15 protein-coding genes are annotated in these 18,804 nt (G+C 57.4%); 12 read left to right on the forward strand and 3 right to left on the reverse strand.

The annotated features are described in order from the left end of the window. Positions 1-26: 26 nt before the first annotated feature. From dacB to BXY66_RS02430, 5 genes are all read left to right on the forward strand, one after another. A complete protein-coding gene (dacB, locus tag BXY66_RS02410; protein WP_132858584.1) occupies positions 27-1,517 on the forward strand; it encodes a D-alanyl-D-alanine carboxypeptidase/D-alanyl-D-alanine endopeptidase in 1,491 nt (496 codons plus the stop codon). A gap of 136 nt (positions 1,518-1,653) precedes the next feature. Beyond that, complete coding sequence (locus BXY66_RS02415; protein WP_132858585.1) at positions 1,654-2,307, forward strand: pyridoxamine 5'-phosphate oxidase family protein; 654 nt, start codon at positions 1,654-1,656, stop codon at positions 2,305-2,307. A 7-nt stretch (positions 2,308-2,314) separates the two neighbouring features. After that, positions 2,315-2,800, forward strand: a complete 486-nt coding sequence (locus BXY66_RS02420) for a P-loop nucleotide/nucleoside kinase family protein (RefSeq protein ID WP_132858586.1) — start codon at positions 2,315-2,317, stop codon at positions 2,798-2,800. Positions 2,801-2,934: 134 nt separating this feature from the next. Further along, complete coding sequence (locus tag BXY66_RS02425) at positions 2,935-4,530, forward strand: ATP-binding protein (RefSeq protein WP_132858587.1); 1,596 nt, start codon at positions 2,935-2,937, stop codon at positions 4,528-4,530. Positions 4,531-4,616: 86 nt separating this feature from the next. Then, entirely contained in the window at positions 4,617-6,059 is a 1,443-nt protein-coding gene (locus BXY66_RS02430) for an arylsulfatase (protein ID WP_132858588.1), read from the forward strand. Between the two features lie 53 nt (positions 6,060-6,112). Here the strand turns inward: BXY66_RS02430 and BXY66_RS02435 are convergent, their stop codons facing one another. Beyond that, positions 6,113-7,633: a hypothetical protein gene (locus BXY66_RS02435; protein WP_132858589.1), complete on the reverse strand. Its 1,521-nt coding sequence runs from the start codon at positions 7,631-7,633 to the stop codon at positions 6,113-6,115. A 169-nt stretch (positions 7,634-7,802) separates the two neighbouring features. Here BXY66_RS02435 and BXY66_RS02440 point away from each other — a divergent pair, with 169 nt between their 5' ends. Further along, on the forward strand, positions 7,803-9,056 hold the full coding sequence (locus BXY66_RS02440) for a serine hydrolase domain-containing protein (RefSeq protein ID WP_132858590.1): 1,254 nt from the start codon (positions 7,803-7,805) through the stop codon (positions 9,054-9,056). Positions 9,057-9,118: 62 nt separating this feature from the next. On the opposite strand, the gene BXY66_RS02445 is transcribed toward BXY66_RS02440, so the two are convergent. Continuing rightward, the gene (locus BXY66_RS02445; protein ID WP_132858591.1) at positions 9,119-9,541 is read right to left on the reverse strand and encodes a tellurite resistance TerB family protein; all 423 of its coding nucleotides are present in this window, start codon (positions 9,539-9,541) and stop codon (positions 9,119-9,121) included. A 131-nt stretch (positions 9,542-9,672) separates the two neighbouring features. Here BXY66_RS02445 and BXY66_RS02450 point away from each other — a divergent pair, with 131 nt between their 5' ends. The 3 genes from BXY66_RS02450 to BXY66_RS02460 all read left to right on the forward strand — a co-directional run bounded on the left by BXY66_RS02450 (position 9,673) and on the right by BXY66_RS02460 (position 14,309). After that, complete coding sequence (locus BXY66_RS02450; RefSeq protein WP_132858592.1) at positions 9,673-11,322, forward strand: lysine--tRNA ligase; 1,650 nt, start codon at positions 9,673-9,675, stop codon at positions 11,320-11,322. Between the two features lie 142 nt (positions 11,323-11,464). Beyond that, on the forward strand, positions 11,465-11,872 hold the full coding sequence (locus BXY66_RS02455; RefSeq protein WP_132858593.1) for a DUF4864 domain-containing protein: 408 nt from the start codon (positions 11,465-11,467) through the stop codon (positions 11,870-11,872). A gap of 154 nt (positions 11,873-12,026) precedes the next feature. Continuing rightward, on the forward strand, positions 12,027-14,309 hold the full coding sequence (locus BXY66_RS02460; RefSeq protein ID WP_132858594.1) for a glycosyl hydrolase family 28-related protein: 2,283 nt from the start codon (positions 12,027-12,029) through the stop codon (positions 14,307-14,309). Here the strand turns inward: BXY66_RS02460 and BXY66_RS02465 are convergent. Then, the gene (locus BXY66_RS02465) at positions 14,306-15,193 is read right to left on the reverse strand and encodes a DMT family transporter (protein WP_132860310.1); all 888 of its coding nucleotides are present in this window, start codon (positions 15,191-15,193) and stop codon (positions 14,306-14,308) included. The two genes, BXY66_RS02460 and BXY66_RS02465, sit on opposite strands and share 4 nt — an antisense overlap. Before the next feature lie 314 nt (positions 15,194-15,507). On the opposite strand from BXY66_RS02465, the gene BXY66_RS02470 reads away from it, so the two are divergent. From BXY66_RS02470 to BXY66_RS02480, 3 genes are all read left to right on the forward strand, one after another. Further along, entirely contained in the window at positions 15,508-16,689 is a 1,182-nt protein-coding gene (locus BXY66_RS02470; RefSeq protein ID WP_132858595.1) for an aspartate aminotransferase family protein, read from the forward strand. A gap of 12 nt (positions 16,690-16,701) precedes the next feature. Next, a complete protein-coding gene (gene argF, locus BXY66_RS02475) occupies positions 16,702-17,628 on the forward strand; it encodes an ornithine carbamoyltransferase (RefSeq protein WP_132858596.1) in 927 nt (308 codons plus the stop codon). Between the two features lie 123 nt (positions 17,629-17,751). Further along, positions 17,752-18,801: a 2-dehydropantoate 2-reductase gene (locus BXY66_RS02480; RefSeq protein WP_243694276.1), complete on the forward strand. Its 1,050-nt coding sequence runs from the start codon at positions 17,752-17,754 to the stop codon at positions 18,799-18,801. The last annotated feature ends 3 nt before the right edge of the window (positions 18,802-18,804 follow it).

Below are 18,804 nucleotides of genomic sequence, written 5' to 3' on the forward strand. Positions count from 1 at the left end.
TGCGCAGCAGCGTTAGACTCAGCGACATGAGTAAAGGTTTTTCGAGGCGTGCGTTTTTGGGTTTGACGGCGGCGAGTTTTGCGACGCCGCTTTGGGCGAATGCGCCTTCGAGATCCTTGCGACCTGTGCTGCGGCCCAAAGGGCTTGGCGAGGTCAATATGCCAGGTATCGAGAGCCTCTTGCAGGAGGCGGGCGTCAGCGGCAAGTTGAGCGTCGCTGTTGCGCGGGTCGGTACCGGCGAAGTGCTTGAAAGCTATGGTGCCCAATCAGCGCAGCCACCAGCGAGCGTCGCAAAAGCGCTTACTGCGCTATACGCGCTGCGTTATCTGGGGCCGGGGCATCGATTCCAGACAAAGGTCGTCGCGACCGGCGAGATCAAGAACGGTGTCATACAGGGTGACCTTGTGCTGCGCGGTGGCGGTGATCCGACGTTGAGCACGGACGGGCTGGCCGATCTTGCGCGCACTTTGAAGGCGGCCGGCGTGATCGGTGTCAAAGGGCGGTTCCTTGTGTGGGGCGGCGCAATGGCGCAGGTGACACGGATAGACAACAAGCAGCCCGATCACGCGGGGTACAATCCTGCGGTGTCCGGATTGTCTCTGAATTACAATCGCGTACATTTTGAGTGGAAGCGCAGTGCCAACGGGTATGTCACCGCGATGGATGCGCGAACCAACAAATACCGGCCCGAAGTGAGTGTGGCCAAAATGAAAATCGCCAATCGGGATTTGCCGGTCTACACCTACAAGGCGATGGGCAAGGAGGATCACTGGACGGTGGCGCGGTCAGCGCTTGGCAACGGCGGAGCGCGTTGGTTGCCTGTGCGCCAGCCGGAGCTTTATGCAGGCGAGGTCTTCCGCACGTTGGCCCGGTCGCATGGCATCAAGCTGGGTGCGCCCAAGGTCACCAAGCAAGCACCGTTTGGCACCGTTCTGGCCATGCACCGCAGTTCTGATTTGCGCACGATCCTCAAAGGGATGCTCAAGTATTCGACCAACATCACCGCCGAGATGGTCGGGATGGCGGCGAGCCACGCGCGCGGGGCGCAGGTGGCAAGTCTGAAGTCGTCCGCCAATGCCATGAACCAGTGGGCGGCCGAGGCACTGGGCATGGGCAACGCGCGCCTTGTCGATCACTCGGGACTGGGCGAGGCCTCGCGGATGCGGGCTGACGAATTTGCGGTTGTGCTTGCCCGAGCGTCCGAACACGGTGTGCTGAAGCCGATCCTGAAAGACATCGCGTTGCGGGATCCAAATGGGCGCGTCAACAAAGGCCACCCCCTGAGCGTGAAGGCCAAGACCGGCACGTTGCATTTTGTCAGCGCGTTGGCGGGCTATATTTCGGGGCCGGGTAATACGGAGCTCTCGTTTGCGATATTCGGTGCAGATGTCAGCGCGCGAGACAGGCTGATCGGGCCGGATCGGGAACGCCCGAAGGGCGCGAGAACATTCAACAGCCGGTCAAAGAAGCTGCAACAGAAGTTGATCGAGCGCTGGGGGGCGGTTTATCGGGCGTAACCCCGGCGGTTGCCAGTGGAAGCAGCGCCAACTAGCGTACCTTTATGTTTTGATGACCTTCGTCTGCTGATTGCGGCGACAGACATTGTGTCATGGCACGAGGCGCAAAAAGGCGCCGGACCTGACAGGAGGCAATATGTCTGATCCATTTGAGTTCAAAACCGAGTTTGCGATAGAGGATGAGACGGCCCTGAGGGCGCTGTTCCCACCGACACATGACATGGCCAAGGTGAAATGCCTCGATCATCTCGATCCGCATGCCAAGGCTTTTGTTGCGCGGTCCCCTTTTCTGTGTATCGGAACTCAAGCGCCTGATGGCGGCGCGGATGTGAGCCCGCGCGGAGATCCTTGCGGCTTTGTAAAAGTTCTGGATGACCGCACTCTTGCGATCCCGGACCGCCCGGGAAACAACCGACTGGATACGCTCAGCAATATTGTGGCGAACCCATCGGTAGGATTGCTGTTTATGGTGCCCGGATTTGACGAAACCTTGCGGATCAACGGCACGGCACGGGTGACGACGGATCCCGATGTTCTGGCTTTGATGTCGGTGCAGGAGCGTTTGCCGCGCGTGGCGATAATTGTGACGGTACAGGAAATGTACCTGCATTGCGCAAAAGCCTTCCGCCGGTCCGATCTCTGGAATCCCGAGGCCCGGCAGGACCGTGGTGAAATGCCGTCTTTGTCCAAGATGATCATGGATCAAACAGTCGGCGCACCGGAAGATCCCGAAGCCATGGCAGAAATCGACGAGAAGCTGGAGGAAGGCTACAAGGCGTCGATGTATTGAGGACAGCATGACCGAGACTGAACTGCATATGCTTTGTGGCAAACCCGCCGCCGGTAAATCGACCTTATGTGCCGAACTGTCGCGTGCTGCGGGGACCGTTGTCATTTCGGAGGATGCCTGGCTCGCTGCGTTGTTTGGCGACCAGATGTCTTCCATTGCCGATTTTGTGCGTTGCTCGCAAAAAGTCCGTGAAGTCGCTGGTCCGCATGTTGTTGACTTGCTCAAGGCCGGTGTGAATGTGGTGCTGGATTTTCAGGCAAACACGCTGGAAAGCCGCGCATGGATGGCGGGGTTGGCGCGGCAAGCGCAGGCACGAGCGACGTTGCATCACCTCGACGTGCCCGACGAGGTCTGTAAGGCGCGCCTGCGGGCTCGCAACGCTTCTGGCAAACATCCGTTTTCGGTGAGCGAGGCGCAATTTGACCAGATCGTCGCGCATTTTGTTGCGCCGGATGCTGCCGAAGGGTTCACCGTTCAGGTGCATCATCCATAGGCAACTTTCGCGATTGACGTTTGGTAAGTTTTGCTCTGACACGCATAAGCTGTGCGCGTGAAAGGTTTTGATAACCACTGTGCCATAGACCCTTTGTGAACGCTTGTTCAGCCGCGATCACTCGGGAGGCCCACATGAACCGGAAACTCTCTCTGGACGTTTTATCTGTGACAGATGCGATCCAGATTTCCATATTCATTCTGGAAGTGGCTGAGGACGGGTTGCCCCGATACGTGAGCATCAACGACGTGGGGCTTGGCTGGATCGGACACGAGCTTGACGACATTGTAGGCAAGACCGCGCTGGAGATTTACGGTGGCGTGGCAGGGCAGCGCGCGCTTGACCAACACGTTGCAGTCATCGAAGCGGGGCACCCAGTCTGTTACGAGGTGACCATTCCATTTGCGCAGAAGCTGGGATTGTTGCGGTCAACGCTGACACCGTTTTTCGACGGGGAAGGCAATGTCACGCATTTGGTGGGTTCTTCGCTTGATGTGACGTCTGAAAAGGAACGTGACACTGCGCTGGAACTGACCAAACTTGCCAAGGAAGAAGCAGAAGAAGCCAGCCGCGCCAAGGAGCGGTTCCTTGCAAACATGAGCCACGAAATCCGGACGCCGATGAATGGCATCATGGGGATGTGCGAGTTGCTGCGTGAAACCCCGCTCAGCGCGAGGCAGTCACTGTTTGCGGACACGATTTTCAATTCGGCGAACGCGCTTTTGGATATCATCAATGACGTTCTGGACTACTCGAAAATCCAGTCTGAGAAGATCACACTTCAGGAAGCGCCCTTTTCGCTGGAGGCGCTTGCGGCAGAAACCGGAATGCTGCTGCGTCCGCAAGCTGACGCCAAAGATGTCACGCTTGATGTGCGATACGACGGAAAGGCGCCCGGAGAATTCATAGGTGACAGCAGCCGCATGCGGCAGATCCTGATTAACCTGATCGGCAATGCCGTAAAATTTACGCAGAACGGGCGCGTTGACGTTGCCGTGACGCACGAGCCGTCCCCTTTGGGCAGGCCCCTGCGCATCGTGATTTCGGATACTGGTCCGGGCATTCCGCTGGAGGACCAAGAGCGGATATTCGCGGCTTTTGAGCAGGTGGATACGCCCGCGGAACAACCCGAAGAAGGGACAGGTCTGGGGCTGGCGATCACCCGTGCTCTGGTGGAGCGCATGGGGGGCAGAATCGAGGTGGACAGTAAACCGGGGGCTGGTGCGACCTTCACGGTGTCGCTTGATTTGCCGGTTTTTCAGGAAAAGGGCTCAGCCGCAAAAGCCGGTCCGTCCAGAACGGAAAGTGCGAAAGCGGCGTTGAGACGCCGGTTCGCGCGGCCAGCCAAAAAGGATTTGGCCGGGCTCAGAATACTTGTGGCCGAAGACAACCGCACAAATCAGTTGGTTGTTCGCAAAATGCTGGAGCGGACCGGCGCGGAAATCCACATTGCAGAGAACGGTCAAGCGGCGGTCGAGGCGTACAAAACCAGCGATTGCGATCTTGTATTGATGGACCTGTCAATGCCGGTCATGGGTGGGCTCGAAGCCACCCGATTGATTAGGCAACACGAGCGCGATACCGGCGTGTCGCAAAGACGGATTGTGGCGCTGACGGCCAACGCCCAGCCTGCAGACGCGGAAGCGTGTCTTGAGGCGGGCATGAACGACTTTCTGAGCAAGCCGTTCCGCAAGGATGACCTGATGGAGGTGCTGCGGGCGAGTGCTTAGGCATTTACCTCGTTTCCCCCGCAGTTGACGAACTGCGTCATTGGCAAGCTATACTCGGTTCATTACCTGAACCGGAGTATTTAGCCATGAAGTTTATTGCGGCATTAACCCTCGCGGCAGCTGGAGTAGTCGGGGCGGTCGGAGCCGCTGCGGCGCAAGAGAAACCCAATATTGTTTTCATATTTCTGGACAATTTCGGCTGGGGTGAGCCGGGGTTCAATGGTGGCGGCATCATTCGTGGGACACCGACTCCGGAAATGGATGCGCTGGCCGAGGAAGGATTGCGCCTGACCAATTTCAACGTCGAAAGCCAGTGTACACCCTCCCGCGCCGCGACAATGACCGGTCGCTATGGTGTGCGCAGCGGCAATCATACAGTTCCGCTTGGTGGTGGTGTTTACGGGCTTACCCAATGGGAAATCACCATGGCGGAAATGCTCAAGGACGCAGGCTACAACACGGCGATGTACGGCAAGTGGCACCTCGGCTGGTCCGAAGGACGGTATCCGACCAATCAGGGATTTGACGAATTCTACGGTGTCGAGACAACAGACGTGACGGTCTGGAGTACCCTCGCGGGATTTGCGGAAGCTGATCTGGAAGAGCCTGTGGTCATGCAGGGCGTCGCGGGTGAGCCAGCCACCGTGGCAAGAGACTATGATCTGGAATACCGTGCTCTGATTGATGGCGATCTTACTGAAAAAGCGATCAGCTATATCAACGCAAAAAGCCAGGAGGACGATCCGTTTTTTGTCTATCTGGCCTACACGCAGACGCACTATCCGAACCTCGCGCACCCTGAGTTTGACGGCGCTACCGGCAAAGGTGTCTGGGCCGATATTCTGTTGCAGGTCGATACCTATGTGGGCCGGATCAATCAGGCGTTGGCGGATGCTGGCGTAGAAGACAACACGGTGGTTATCTTCACGGCGGACAACGGTCCGGAAGCAACAAGCATAGGCAGTTCAAATGTATCGCCGGTGCCCATGGTTCAAGGCAATGCAGGTCCTTGGCGTGGAACACTTTTTACCAGTCTGGAAGGCAGTATGCGCGTGCCGTTTGCCATCAAGTGGCCGGGTAAAATTCCAGCGGGATCGGAAAGCAACGAAGTGGTTCACTCTATGGACCTGTTCCCGACACTGGCGGCTTTTGCCGGAGGAGAGGTGCCTACGGACCGCGCTTTCGACGGCATAGATCAATCGGACTTTTTTCTTGGGGCGCAGAGCAACTCGAACCGTGAAGGCGTGATTGTGTATATGGGAGACCAGATTTTCGGCGTGAAATGGCAGGACTGGAAAGTCATGTTCAAAGAAAACGCCTCTATCTTTGATGAGACGCAGACGTTTGACACGCCGCGGGTCTACAATCTGCTAAATGACCCGAACGAACGGGAGAGCGTTTTGTTCCCGCATACCTGGGCGGCGGAGAAAGCGCTGCCCCAGTTGTTGGAGCATGCGGCGTCGTTCAAGAAGTACCCGCCAATTCCGCCGGGCACTCCGGATCCATATGTGCCGCCGGCGATGGAATAAACGCTGCCCCCCGACGCAATGTCGGGGGTCTTTGGCACACCGAATGTGTCCCGTCACGACTCGTTGTTAGGAGACAGTTCCGGCAATAGCTTTGCCTTGAGCTTTGGTTCGAGAGGTAGAGCAGCGATCAGCTGGCTTGGGTTGGCACCCAATTCATTGAGCCGATCCATAGCGCCTTGTTTTTGGCGTTCATTTCCCGCCGATCCGTGGATGGCCGCCAAGAGCGCCCACTCGATGGCGACATCGCGAGCGTCCAGATTATCTACCAATTTCGAGGCTGACTGGAATTCGGAGGCGTCCAACCGTTGAAGCGCAAGCGGAATACGGCTCCAAGCGGGCAAATGGGCGTTTGTTTCCTGTGCACGGCGTATGAGTTCGCAACCTCGTTCAAGTTCTCCGGACATTGCGATCCAGGCTCCGACCATCGTTGAAAGCAAGGCGCCATTCGGATTGGCGTTCACCGCGCGCGAAAGCAAAGATTCAAATTCGGTTTTATCGTGTCTCAACAAGGCGGATACGGCGGCGGCGAACAATGCTTCCTGACATTTGGGCGAGAGCGCCACGGCCGTTTCTGCATGGGAGAGCGTTTCCCCTTCCAAAGACGCGAAATCAGCCAAGCCGAGCGCGACCTTTTCGATTTGGCACAGTGCGACGAGGGCGTGGGCCAATCCACTTTCCGGGGTTGCCACCAAAGCCCGGTTTGACAGGTCTTCAAACTTGGACAGGCTGTCCACTGAACTCGTGCGCATGTGGGCGTGAAAACTCAGAAGGGCCCCGAAGACGCTGGCATCTTTCCTGTCGCGCCCCGCGTATGAGGCGGCGACGTCCTCTCCCAATGCGCCGTAGGCATCCGCAAGTTCGGTCGCACAGGCTTTGGCAATCGTTTCTTGCAAGGCAAAAACATCTGCCTCGTCAGCGTCGACAACGAAACGGTCAGACCAGATGATCTGCCTGTCAGGTTGTCGGGACAGCTGTAGAACAATTCTCACCTTGGTTCCTGCGGCATGCACTTTGCCTTGCAGAGCATAGCCCTGTGTCAGATCCGGCTCGGTCTGGGCAGCGGAAACGTCGCGGACGCGGATATGACCGAATTTTGCCAGTTCCAAAGCGATCTCGCCGGGGAGCCCCTCCCGGTAGAGTTGGGTGTTGTCTGCGTGGTCGCCTTCAAATCGGCAAACAGACAGCAGAGGAAGCGCATTGGGGTGCTTCGTATCCGAGGCTTGCACGTCGTCAATTTCGCGCAGTGTAATAACCGGCCTGTAGCTGCCTTTTGGCACATCGATGTAGATCTGGTCCTGCGCTCCTTCCGTCAGGTAGTAGTGCTCCAAGGCTTTGCGAAGTTTCATGGCTTCGGTTCTGACGACCGGATCGGAAGCGGGGTCAAAATCCGCACTGCGACCAAAAAGGTCCATTGCGAGAGCCGTACCTTTGAGGCGGTCACCGCGTCCTTCGAGTTCTTCGGTTATGATGTGCTCGAGGAACTGGCGGGTGCGTTTGCCCGGCGCAAAATCCTGCGCACCGGTGATCCGATGCATCTGCTCAAAGACTAGTTTCGGATCAACGGTTTGGGTCATCTCAAAAGCGCCTGGCTTGGGAAGGCTTGCACAATGGTGAGGCTCGGCTCACCGGCAGACTCTATGTAGTCAACAGTAGAGCACATCTCAAAAGGCAAAGGCGATTGCTAAATCAGTGTCATCAGAAACGAGCAGCCGCTCACCTCACACAAGCAAAAGGAATTTTGAAATGACACCTTCCGCCAAAACCCCCTTCCGTCGCATTGCTCTGATCGCAACGCTGACGCTTTCAACAGCGCTGGGCTCTATGGCCAATGCGAACAACACTGTCACCCTCAATGATTTTTACAGGGCCTACGAACTTTCGGAAATCACCCCGGAGAACATGCAGTCCTGGCCTTATTACAAACACGTCTCGATGAACTGGGACGACTATGCCCTGTTTGGCACCGCGCCGGTGTTTGCAGCAGAGAAGCCCGCTGAGCTGCGCATGGCAGAAAACCAGTTGGACCTGGGGCAGGAATTTCGTGACGGGAAGTCCTTTGCCCAATCCTTGCAGGACACACAGACGAAAGGCTTCCTCGTAATGAAGGAAAACGTGATCCTTGGCGAGTTTTACGACAACGGGTTTTCCGTCGACCAAACTCAGTTGCTTCAGTCCTCGTCCAAAACATACGCCGGAATTGTCGTGTCCAAGCTGATCGACGAAGGGCACATTGAACCTGAAGCAACAGTGGCGAGTGTGCTCCAAGACTTTCAGGGAACCGCGATTGGTGCTGCCAAAATCCGGCACGTGCTTGATATGACTGCGGGTCTGTTGCCGGCAACAGACTACCATGTGCCAGGAGGTGAGGCTTTTGTCTTTGAGACCGAACAGGGCTTGAAACCGGGAGCGCCTTCTGGACATCGCGCCGCTGTGCGCACCGCCAAAACGCAAAATGAAGCAGGAGAGGTTTATACCTACAACGACAAGAACACCGACCTGCTTGCGATGCTGGCCGAAGCCGTCACCGGTGTCCCGTTTGCCCGTCAGTTGACTGACTTGTTCAATGAATTTGGCGCTCAGAGCGACGGTTCGATTTCTCTGTCGGTCGATGGCACCGCCTCACCGTCCTACGGGATCAGCACCACCTTGCGGGACTACGGGCTGTTCACGCAGTGGATCGCGCAGGGCAAAGCGCCGGAAAGCTTCCTTGCGTCCGTGACCGATGTCGAAAAGGACCTGCTGTCGGTGTCGGAGAAAGGCAAGGGCATGGCGCAGGCATTGGGCACCAAAGTGACCTATGGATCGCAGGGCTGGTATTTGCCGGAACACAACGTGGTCATGAGCATTGGCAGCTATGGTCAGGTTGGGTTCTCGGACTTGAACCAAGGCATATCGGTCGTCTTCATGCAGGATTGGGAAGACAACGGTGTGGCTGAGAAGCTGGTGGAAACTGTAGATCGCGCCTTGAAGCTGATCGGGCAGTACTCAGAGCAGTAAAACGTCAAAGGCGCAAAAGCGGCGAACCCCGGTTTTCAGGAACCGGGGTTCGTTTTGGTTTGTTAAACCATGTGGCGGGCGCGGGCGCCGCGTTCGATACCGGCTGCGTGCAGGCGGTCGATGTTGAGTTCGTAGCGGATTTCCTCGAGCAGGCGCAGTTCCGGCTCTGCAAGAGACCCGTCCGCGGCCGCCACGTCGCAGGCCAGCGCGTAGGCGGTTTCGTATAACCGCTCGTCCAGACCTTCGCGTACGAGACCAAAGAGAGCGGCAAGGCCGTCTTCCTGCTCAAACAGGTCAAACACCGTTTGGCTCATGACTTGCAGTCGGTCGATGTCATAATCGGCAAAAACGGGCAGGTTATTTAGTGCTACCTGGATTTTGACGAGTTCTGCGGTGCGGATATTCTCGTCGGAAGCCGACACAGCGATCATCACGGCAACGAGGCAGTCCTGTGCAGACAGGGAGTGGGGCAGGTCTTGAGACACGGTTGGTTCCTTTGCAAGGCGGTGTTGCAGCGCAGAATATTGACTGCGATGGTCAGGGGCAATAGGAAGCGGCGGACCTTTGGGCGCAATGGTGTTCCTGAAGGCAATTTCCTTTGAACCGGAGAAATCCCATGTCTGAACTGCGCGACGCAGCCCTTGTATCGAAAGCCTGGCCCTTTGAAGAAGCGCGCCGGTTGCTCAAACGGTATGAAGGTAGCAAGGACAAGAAGGGATATGTTCTGTTCGAGACCGGTTACGGTCCGTCTGGTTTGCCGCACATCGGTACCTTCGGCGAAGTCTTGCGCACGACGATGATCCGCAAGGCGTTTGAGGCCATTTCCGATGTTCCGACGCGGTTGATCTGTTTCTCTGACGATCTGGACGGCATGCGCAAAGTGCCTTCTAACGTGCCGAATCCGCAAATTCTGGAGCAGCACCTGCAACGGCCGCTGACCTCGGTGCCCGATCCGTTTGGCACGCACGAGAGCTTTGGCGACCACAACAATGCCATGTTGCGGCGGTTCCTTGATACGTTTGGTTTCGAGTACGAATTCTATTCTGCCAAGGAATTCTACGCGTCAGGCCAGTTTGACGAGATTCTGAAGCTTGCAGTCGAGCGCTACGACGACCTTATGGCGATCATGTTGAAGTCGCTGCGTGAGGAGCGGGCGGCGACCTATTCCATTTTCCTGCCAATGCATCCGGAAAGCGGGCGCGTCATGTATGTGCCGATGAAAAAGGTCTGTGCAGAAACCTATACGGTCACCTTTGACGATGAGACCGGCAAGGAATGGACCGTGCCTGTGACGGGCGGCAACGTAAAGCTGCAGTGGAAGCCGGACTTTGGCGCGCGCTGGGCTGCGTTGGGCGTTGATTTCGAGATGTATGGCAAGGAACACGCCACCAACGAAAAGATCTATGATGCGATCTGTCGTGTGCTCGGAGGGCGTGCGCCGAACCACTTCTCTTATGAGCTGTTCCTTGATGAGAACGGACAGAAGATTTCAAAATCGTCCGGCAATGGAGTGTCGATTGACGAGTGGTTGACCTATGCTTCGACCGAAAGCCTGAGCTACTTCATGTACCAGAAGCCGAAAACCGCGAAGCGGATGCACTTTGATGTGATTCCAAAGGCGGTGGACGAGTATCATCAGCAGCTGCGTGCCTATCACACACAGGACATAAAGGCTCAACTGAACAATCCGGTATGGCACATCCATTCTGGTGACGTCCCCCAGAGCGATATGGTGGTCAGCTTCTCGATGCTGCTCAATCTGGCGAGTGCGTCGTCTGCGGAAGACAAGGCGACGATGTGGGGCTTCATCAACAAATACGCGCCGGACGCGACGCCCGAGAGCCATCCGGGAATGGATGCCGCAGCAGGCTATGCGGTGCGCTATTTCAATGACTTTGTGAAGCCCTCCAAAGTCTACCGTGCGCCGACCGAAAAGGAACGCGTGGCGCTGGAAGATCTGTGCAACGCGCTGGGATCAGCGGAAACCGCATTGGCAACAATTGCGGCGAAGAACGCGCTGGTGGGCAGTGAAGACCCGTTGCCTGAAGCAGACTTCTCGGACGAGGAATTCCTGCAGTCCATCGTGTTCGCGGTGGGTAAAACCCACGGGTTCGAACCACTGCGCGACTGGTTCAAGGCGATATACGAAGTGCTACTTGGGGCAAGCCAAGGCCCTCGTTTTGGTGGGTTCATTGCGCTCTATGGCGTCGAGGAAACCCGCGAACTGATCCACAAGGCGCTTGATGGCGAGTTCGTCGCCGCGTGACCCAGCGGACTGCGCCTGTTGGCGCAGACACGTTTTCCAAAGGCCCGCCCAGGCGGGTCTTTGTTCGTTTTGGGACTCGCGAGAACGGGGCAGGCTGATCCGATAACGGCGGCATGGCGTAGTCTTTGCAGGAGGACACGCAATGAAACATGTTTTGCTGGCACTTGTAGTGGTTGCGAGTTTTGCGCGGGAAGCGCAGGCGCAACAGGGCGCAGCGGTTGAGATCGAAGGTGTCATCAACCAGCAGATGGAGGCGTTTCAAGGCGATGATTTCACCCGCGCGTTCGGATTTGCGGCCGACAACATCAAACGCATGTTCCGCACGCCGGAGAATTTCGGTGAGATGGTCAAGCGTGGGTATCCCATGGTTCACCGTCCGGGAGATGTCCGGTTTGGTGACTTGCGTCAGGAAGGAGATGCCCTCTGGCAGCGCGTGCTCGTTCGCGACATAGGCGGAGCACTTTATGTGCTGGATTACCTCATGGTGCCGACCGAGGCTGGCTGGCGCATCGCGGCGGTTCAAATGATTGGCGCGGAAGAAAGCGCCTAGGCAGTCCGGACATTCCCCCCAAATTGCAACGCGCGGTGGACAAGCCGCGCGTTAATTTTTTCTGCGCACCCTCTCGCGAGCCGACATCTTTTAGGGCGGTCTGGCGTTGGACAGGGACGTGCCGCGTGGGTGCGCGGTGCGCGGAAGGGGAAAAATGAACAAGGCGATTACTGAAGGGCTGGCGCTGATGCCGCCACCGTTTGCGCAGGGGCTTGGGACGTGGTCGAGCGGGGACGGGACACAAGGCTCGGACACTTATGCCGGAGCCAGCAATGCTGTTTTTGTACCATCTGACAGTGACTTTGGCGGGTGCCTCGAGATGCTGAAAACACAGAGCACCCAGCGGTTGCGGAATATGGCGCAAACCCCGATCTTCCCCGGGTGCTATTTGCGGATAACCGCGCGTGTAAAAGCCATCAGCGGCAATCGCCCGACTGTACGGATTGCAGGCTATGCGGCCACTGCAGGCGGAGCGCATGTCAATGGGCTCACCGAAGTTGGACCCAGCACGGTCCTGACAGGCTACGGGTCTGTGGTCGAGGTGAGCGCCATTGTCGGAAGCGGTGTTCGGGGTGGTGTGGACATGGTCTGGGGCGCGACGCCGGCATACGGGCATTTCGGTCTGGATCTAACGGGGGCCAGCGGTGGCGTTGTTCGGATCGACGACATCGTCATCGAAGACATCACAAGCGCCTTTCACCGAGACATGATGAACTGGGTGGATGTGCGCGACTTTGGTGCTGTTGGGGATGGCAGTACCGACAATGCGACCGCCTTTGAAGCGGCAGATGCAGCGGCGGACGGCAAGCGAGTGCTGGTGCCGGAGGGCGTCTATTATCTGGGCGACAGCGTGACGTTCCAGAACCCTGTGGAATTCGAGGGCACGGTTACGATGGGTGTCGGTTCGATCTTCTCGCTGACCAAGAATTTCGATCTACCAAGCTACATCAACGCATTTGGTGATGAGGAGATGGCCTTCAAAAAGGCGTTCCAGTCGTTGCTCAATAATTCGGATCACGAAAGTCTGGACCTGGGCGGGCGGCGGATCACGATCACCGAGCCGATTGACTTGCAGGCAGCGGTGCCCAACCGGGGCAGTTATGCGCAGCGGCGGCATATCGCAAACGGGCAGTTTTATGTGACCGGCGATTCTGCATGGCAACCAGATGTGGTTACATCTCAGGCAACCTATTCACCTTCGGAAGGGCGCACGCTGCGCAACGTGGTGAATGTTGCGAACATTCAGGTTGGATCGCTGGTGACGGGCAATGGCGTGGGGCGGGAAGTCTATGTTCGTGAGGTGGATATCCCAACGCAGGAGGTGACCCTGAGCCAGCCGCTATATGACGCGGCCGGAACGCAGAATTTCACCTTTACCCGCTTCAAATATATCCTTGATTTCAGCGGTTTCTCCAAGGTGAGCGCCTTTTCGATTTCGGACGTGGAGTTGCAATGCAACTCCAAGGCAAATGGCATATTGTTGTCGCCGTCAGGCGTGGCGTTCCATTTCCGGGACAGTTACATCACGCGGCCCAAGCATCGCGGGATCTCATCTTGTGGCGAAGGTTGTCAGGGTCTGTTGGTGGATCGCTGTCAATTTATCACCAACGAGGGAGGGACACCGTCTCAGGATCGTGTGAGTGTCGCAATCAATTGCAACGCCAACGATTTCAAGCTGCGGAACAATCGGGCAAGCCAGTTCCGACACTTCGCTGTGATAGGTGGCGAAAATGCGATGGTGACAGGCAACCACTTCTTTCAGGGCGACGATGAACCGGACGGGGTTCGAACGGCGGGAATTGTGTTTGCGCAGGGTTTTATCTCGGCAACGTTTGACGGGAACTATGTCGACAACTGCTTCTTAGAGTGGAGCAATGAGTACGACAGCGAGCCGGACTTTACCGGCGGGTTTTCGTTCGGCTCGCTTTCAATCACCGACAACGTGTTCCTGAGTGGCGATGTGGCACCATGGTTCGGCTATATCGTGATCAAGCCGCATGGTGCGGATCATTTCATCACTGGCCTGAACGTGACCGGCAACAAGTTTCGTTCGATCAACGGGACCATTGACCGTGTGGACCGCGTTGACACGAGCTTTTCCAACCTCGACATGAGCAAAGGGAAGAACATCCTTTTTGCTGGCAACACATTCCACAATGTGGTGACCGCAGCGCATAGTCCCTTGCGGGTGAAACATGATCAGAACACCCACCAGAGCACGTGGACCGTCCGGACAGAAGGCAAGTTGCCGTTTGGGGGTCGGGCGCGGGGCGTGGATGCGTTGGTGCCGACTTCCAAGCTCAAGAACACGTCCAACGTCACGGTGTATGACATGCCCAACGTTTTGCTGGAGCAGGGAAGCGACGGAAGTGAGGTCGATCTGAGGTGGGCCAACAATTATGCCGGCGATATGACGGTCGTTGTGCGGATGGACTAAGGGAGTTGCCGCATTCTAGGGCGGGCCTCGCGCCACACGAGAATAGCGGCGGCGGCAATGATCAATCCTGCACCCGCGTAGGACACTGCGTCCGGCAAAACAGAAAAGACCAGCGCGTCATAAAGCGCTGCGAAAGCCAGTGATGTGTAAAAGAACGGTGAAACAAAGCTGGCATCAGCCATACGCATTGCGTTCACAAAGCAGGTTTGGGCAGAAGCCATAAGGGCGCCGATACCCGCAAGCGCCGCCCATTGGGCGGCGTTTGGTGTTTGCCAAACGAAAGAGGCGGCCACAGTTGCGATTGTCAGGCCGATTGCATTGTTTACAAGCAGGATTTGAAAGGGTTTTTCACGCCCGGACAGCAGCTTGATGAAAATGAGTTCGCCGCCAAGTGCGCAGGCAGCCAGCAATGCAAGAAGTGCTCCAAATTCCAGAGCGCCCGAACCCGGGCGTGTGAGGACCATAGCACCGGCAAAGGCCAGGGCAGTAGATCCCCAGCGCCACGGGCCGATGCGTTCGCCCAGAAAGGGGATCGCGAGCAACATACCGACGACCGGGTTGAGGAAGCTGATCGCGGTGGCATCCGACAAGGGAATAAAGGCCGCCGCGGCAAACATGAGTGTGACACCGCTCCAGCCGAGCGAGGACCGACCGATGTGGAGTCGCCAGTTCGGACGCGTGAAGCGGGGTCGCAGCAGTACGGCGGCCGATGCGAATATCAGAAAAGCAAAAAGAAAACGCCCGTGACTGACTTGTAGCGGGTGCAGAGCCGGACCAAGGGCGTCGGTTCCGAGCGCCTTGGCAAGCAGCGTGGTGCCGGCAGCGAAGGCCGAAGCCGCGAGGGTCAGCGCAGCAGCAAGGGCAGGGTTGGAAGCGGTGCTCATTGGGTTGTTATGTGGGGCTGATGACGGAGTGACAAGCAGGATGCCTTTGGTGACGGATTTGCCGACCGAAACGGACATATTGCAACCAATTTGCGCAATCTGAAAGAAGGGGGTTTCCATTTGTTAGCAATGCAGCTAGGGAAGCAACATGATCAAACGCCAACATATCCTGTCTGTGCGACGCCGACGCCTTAGCGCGTAATCGGCCCTTGATCCCATGTGTCTGACACCGACACTAACTCTCCTATTATTGTTGACGAAATCGCCTCTGACACTCACTGATTGAGGCTCTATCTCTGAAAAGGAAGATCGCGATGATCCCCTCCGTTTTGCCGACCTACAACCGTGCTGACCTGACCTTCGAGTCGGGCGAAGGCAGTTGGATGATCGAGGCGGACGGACGACGTTTTCTCGACCTTGGCGCAGGGATTGCGGTGAATGTCCTTGGGCACGCCAATCCCACGTTGGTTGAAGCGCTCACCGCGCAGGCCAACAAGCTTTGGCACGTGTCCAACCTTTACAACATCACCCAACAGCAGGCTCTGGCAGACAAACTGGTGGCACATACGTTCGCAGATACGGTGTTCTTCACCAATTCGGGAACCGAGTGCTGCGAACTGGCAGTCAAGATGGCGCGGAAATACTGGCATGACAAAGGGCAGGCCAATCGGGTCGAGATCATCGGCTTTGAAGGGGCCTTCCACGGGCGCAGTTCGGCAGGCATTGCCGCGGCGGGTGGTGAAAAGCTAACCAAAGGTTTTGGTCCTTTGTTGCCGGGGTTTGTGCATGTTGACTGGGGCGATCTGAAGGCAGTTGAGGCGTCGATCACCGAGAACACTGCTGCGGTGATAGTGGAGCCAGTACAGGGGGAAGGTGGTATCCGTCCGATGGCGGATGCGGACCTGAAGGCGCTTCGGTCGGTTTGCGACGAAGCCGGTATCCTTCTCATCATGGACGAAGTGCAGTGTGGCGTCGGCCGGACCGGTAAGCTGTTTGCACATGAGTGGGCCGGCGTATCGCCGGACATCATGATGGTAGCAAAAGGCATTGGCGGCGGCTTCCCGCTGGGCGCTGTTTTGGCGACCGAAGACGCGGCAAGCGGCATGGTGGCGGGAACACACGGGTCGACCTACGGCGGCAACCCGCTGGCCTGTGCGGTCGGCGGTGCCGTTATGGATGTGGTGGCGGATGAGGCATTTCTGTCCGATGTGAACCGAAAGGCAGGGCTGTTCCGGCAAAAGCTGGAGGGTTTGGTCGCGGCGCATCCGGACGTGTTTGAAACTGTGCGCGGCACAGGCCTGATGCTGGGTTTGAAATGCGCAAAGCCGGCTTGCACCGACGTGGTCGCAGCAGGCTATGACAACGAGGTGGTGACGGTACCGGCCGCGGACAACGTGGTGCGGCTGCTGCCGCCTCTCAATATCTCTGACGAAGAAATCTCCGAGGCCGTCGAACGGCTCGAAAAGGCGGCGGCGCAGGTTGCGGCGCAAGTGTAAGGACCTGAAAAGATGAAACACTTTCTGGATATCAACAAGACCGATTTCTCCGATCTGCGGGGCATGATCGATAGCGCGAAATCCATCAAGAACGCGCGCAACGGACGCCCAAAGGGCGCGCTTGACGACGAGCAACCCCTGAAGGACCACATGGTCGCGCTGATTTTCGAAAAGCCGTCCACGCGGACACGGGTGAGTTTTGACGTTGGCGTACGCCAGATGGGCGGACAGACCATGGTGTTGTCGGGGTCCGAGATGCAGCTGGGCCATGGCGAGACTGTCGCGGACACGGCCAAGGTCATGAGCCGCTACGTGGACCTGATCATGATCCGGACTTTTGAGGAAGCCACGCTTCTTGAGATGGCGGAGCACGCGACCGTGCCGGTGATCAATGGCCTGACAAACCGTTCGCACCCCTGTCAGATCATGGCCGATATCCTGACGTTTGAAGAAAAGGTCGGGCCGATCGCAGGCAAGAAGGTGGTCTGGTCCGGTGATGGCAACAACGTGTTCGCGAGCTTTGCTCATGCTGCCGGCCAGTTCGGGTTTGACCTGACCTTCACCGGCCCGGAGGTTCTTGATCCAGAGACGGTGTTCCTTGAGGAGGCGCGGGCCAAAGGCGTTAACATCGAAATCGAACGTGACCCGGCAAAGGCCGTTGAGGGTGCAGACCTTGTTGTCACTGATACATGGGTCAGCATGCACGATGCCCCCTCCGCGCGGGAGCGTCGCCACAACCTGTTGCGTCCGTTCCAGGTGAACGAAGAGTTGATGAGCCACGCCAAACCGGACGCGCTGTTCATGCACTGCCTTCCCGCGCACCGGAACGAAGAAGCTACGGATGCGATTATGGACGGGCCGAACTCTGTGATCTTTGATGAGGCGGAAAACCGGTTGCACGCGCAGAAGGCGATCATGAAGTGGTGTCTGGAGAAGTAAGGCCAGCTTTCAGCTGAACAAAAGACAGGCGCTGCGAATGACGCGGCGCCTGTTTTTGATTCAAGGCTGGTGCTGTGCCCCAAAATTGCCTCAAATCGTGCATAATCGTCGTCGGAGCCACACATGCTTTGGGGGGGTGATATGGCACAGGAAGAGCGCAAAACGTCGGGAGGACCACGTATCGTGGTGGCCGGTGCGGGAAGCATCGGGTGTTTTGTCGGGGGCTTGCTGGCGCGCGGCGTGCAGGATGTCACTTTGCTGGTCCGCCCCTATATGCTTGAAGAAATTTCCAAACAGGGCATCCTGTTGACCGATTTTTCCGGGCTTGACGAAGCGCTGCCACCGGACGCGGTCAATTTGGTGACGAAACCCGAAGCGCTCTCAGAGGCAGACATCATTCTGGTCACGGTCAAGAGCGGTGCAACCTCTGTCGTGGCCGAGCAAATTGCCTCGTTTGCGCGCAAGGATGCGGTTGTTGTTTCCCTTCAGAACGGGACACAGAATGCGGGCTTGCTACGTGAAAGGCTTGCGGGTTGGGACGTGCGCGCCGGCATGGTCCCGTTCAATGTCGTGGCCATGGGGGGCGGGCGATTTCACCGGGGAACGAGCGGCGACATCCTAATCGAGAAGGGTGCGGGACACATCGCGCGCAAGTTGAGCGTGCGCGATCTGGATGTCCATGAAGTGAAACGAATGGCGCCCGTGCAATGGGGTAAGCTGTTGATCAACCTGAACAATGCGCTGAATGCGTTGTCTGATCTGCCATTGCGCAAGCAGATCATGGACATGCGGTGGCGCCGGTTAATGGCGGATCAGATGAAAGAGGCGCTTGCGGTACTTGAAGCCGCCAGTCTCGAAACAACGAACCCTGTGACGGCTTCCGTGCCGATGCGCACTGTACCCAAGATCCTGCGGTTGCCGACTTGGGCCTTTCGTTGGGTTGCCAAGGCGATGTTGGCAATCGATCCAACCGCGCGGAGTTCCATGTGGGAGGACCTGAGCAAGGGTCGCAAAACCGAGATCGACGAGTTGCAGGGGGTGATTGTCCAGTTGGCTCACAAGCACGGGATACCTGCGCCTATCAATGAGCGCGTCATCGAACTGGTACGCAATGCCGAAGACGCGGGCGAGGGATCGCCCGCTTTGACAGCTGCGCAGGTCAGGAACGGCTGATTG

It is taken from the genome of Shimia isoporae, assembly GCF_004346865.1.
Taxonomy (GTDB): Bacteria; Pseudomonadota; Alphaproteobacteria; order Rhodobacterales; family Rhodobacteraceae; genus Shimia; species Shimia isoporae.

Coding starts and splice junctions, on each gene's coding strand:
- BXY66_RS02415 (WP_132858585.1), top strand. CDS start 1,654: ATGTCTGATCCATTTGAGTTCAAAACCGAGTTTGCGATAGAGGATGAG.
- BXY66_RS02435 (WP_132858589.1), bottom strand. CDS start 7,633: ATGACCCAAACCGTTGATCCGAAACTAGTCTTTGAGCAGATGCATCGG.
- argF (WP_132858596.1), top strand. CDS start 16,702: ATGAAACACTTTCTGGATATCAACAAGACCGATTTCTCCGATCTGCGG.
- BXY66_RS02460 (WP_132858594.1), top strand. CDS start 12,027: ATGAACAAGGCGATTACTGAAGGGCTGGCGCTGATGCCGCCACCGTTT.
- BXY66_RS02430 (WP_132858588.1), top strand. CDS start 4,617: ATGAAGTTTATTGCGGCATTAACCCTCGCGGCAGCTGGAGTAGTCGGG.
- BXY66_RS02455 (WP_132858593.1), top strand. CDS start 11,465: ATGAAACATGTTTTGCTGGCACTTGTAGTGGTTGCGAGTTTTGCGCGG.
- BXY66_RS02480 (WP_243694276.1), top strand. CDS start 17,752: ATGCTTTGGGGGGGTGATATGGCACAGGAAGAGCGCAAAACGTCGGGA.
- BXY66_RS02425 (WP_132858587.1), top strand. CDS start 2,935: ATGAACCGGAAACTCTCTCTGGACGTTTTATCTGTGACAGATGCGATC.
- BXY66_RS02470 (WP_132858595.1), top strand. CDS start 15,508: ATGATCCCCTCCGTTTTGCCGACCTACAACCGTGCTGACCTGACCTTC.
- BXY66_RS02420 (WP_132858586.1), top strand. CDS start 2,315: ATGACCGAGACTGAACTGCATATGCTTTGTGGCAAACCCGCCGCCGGT.
- BXY66_RS02440 (WP_132858590.1), top strand. CDS start 7,803: ATGACACCTTCCGCCAAAACCCCCTTCCGTCGCATTGCTCTGATCGCA.
- BXY66_RS02465 (WP_132860310.1), bottom strand. CDS start 15,193: ATGAGCACCGCTTCCAACCCTGCCCTTGCTGCTGCGCTGACCCTCGCG.
- BXY66_RS02450 (WP_132858592.1), top strand. CDS start 9,673: ATGTCTGAACTGCGCGACGCAGCCCTTGTATCGAAAGCCTGGCCCTTT.
- dacB (WP_132858584.1), top strand. CDS start 27: ATGAGTAAAGGTTTTTCGAGGCGTGCGTTTTTGGGTTTGACGGCGGCG.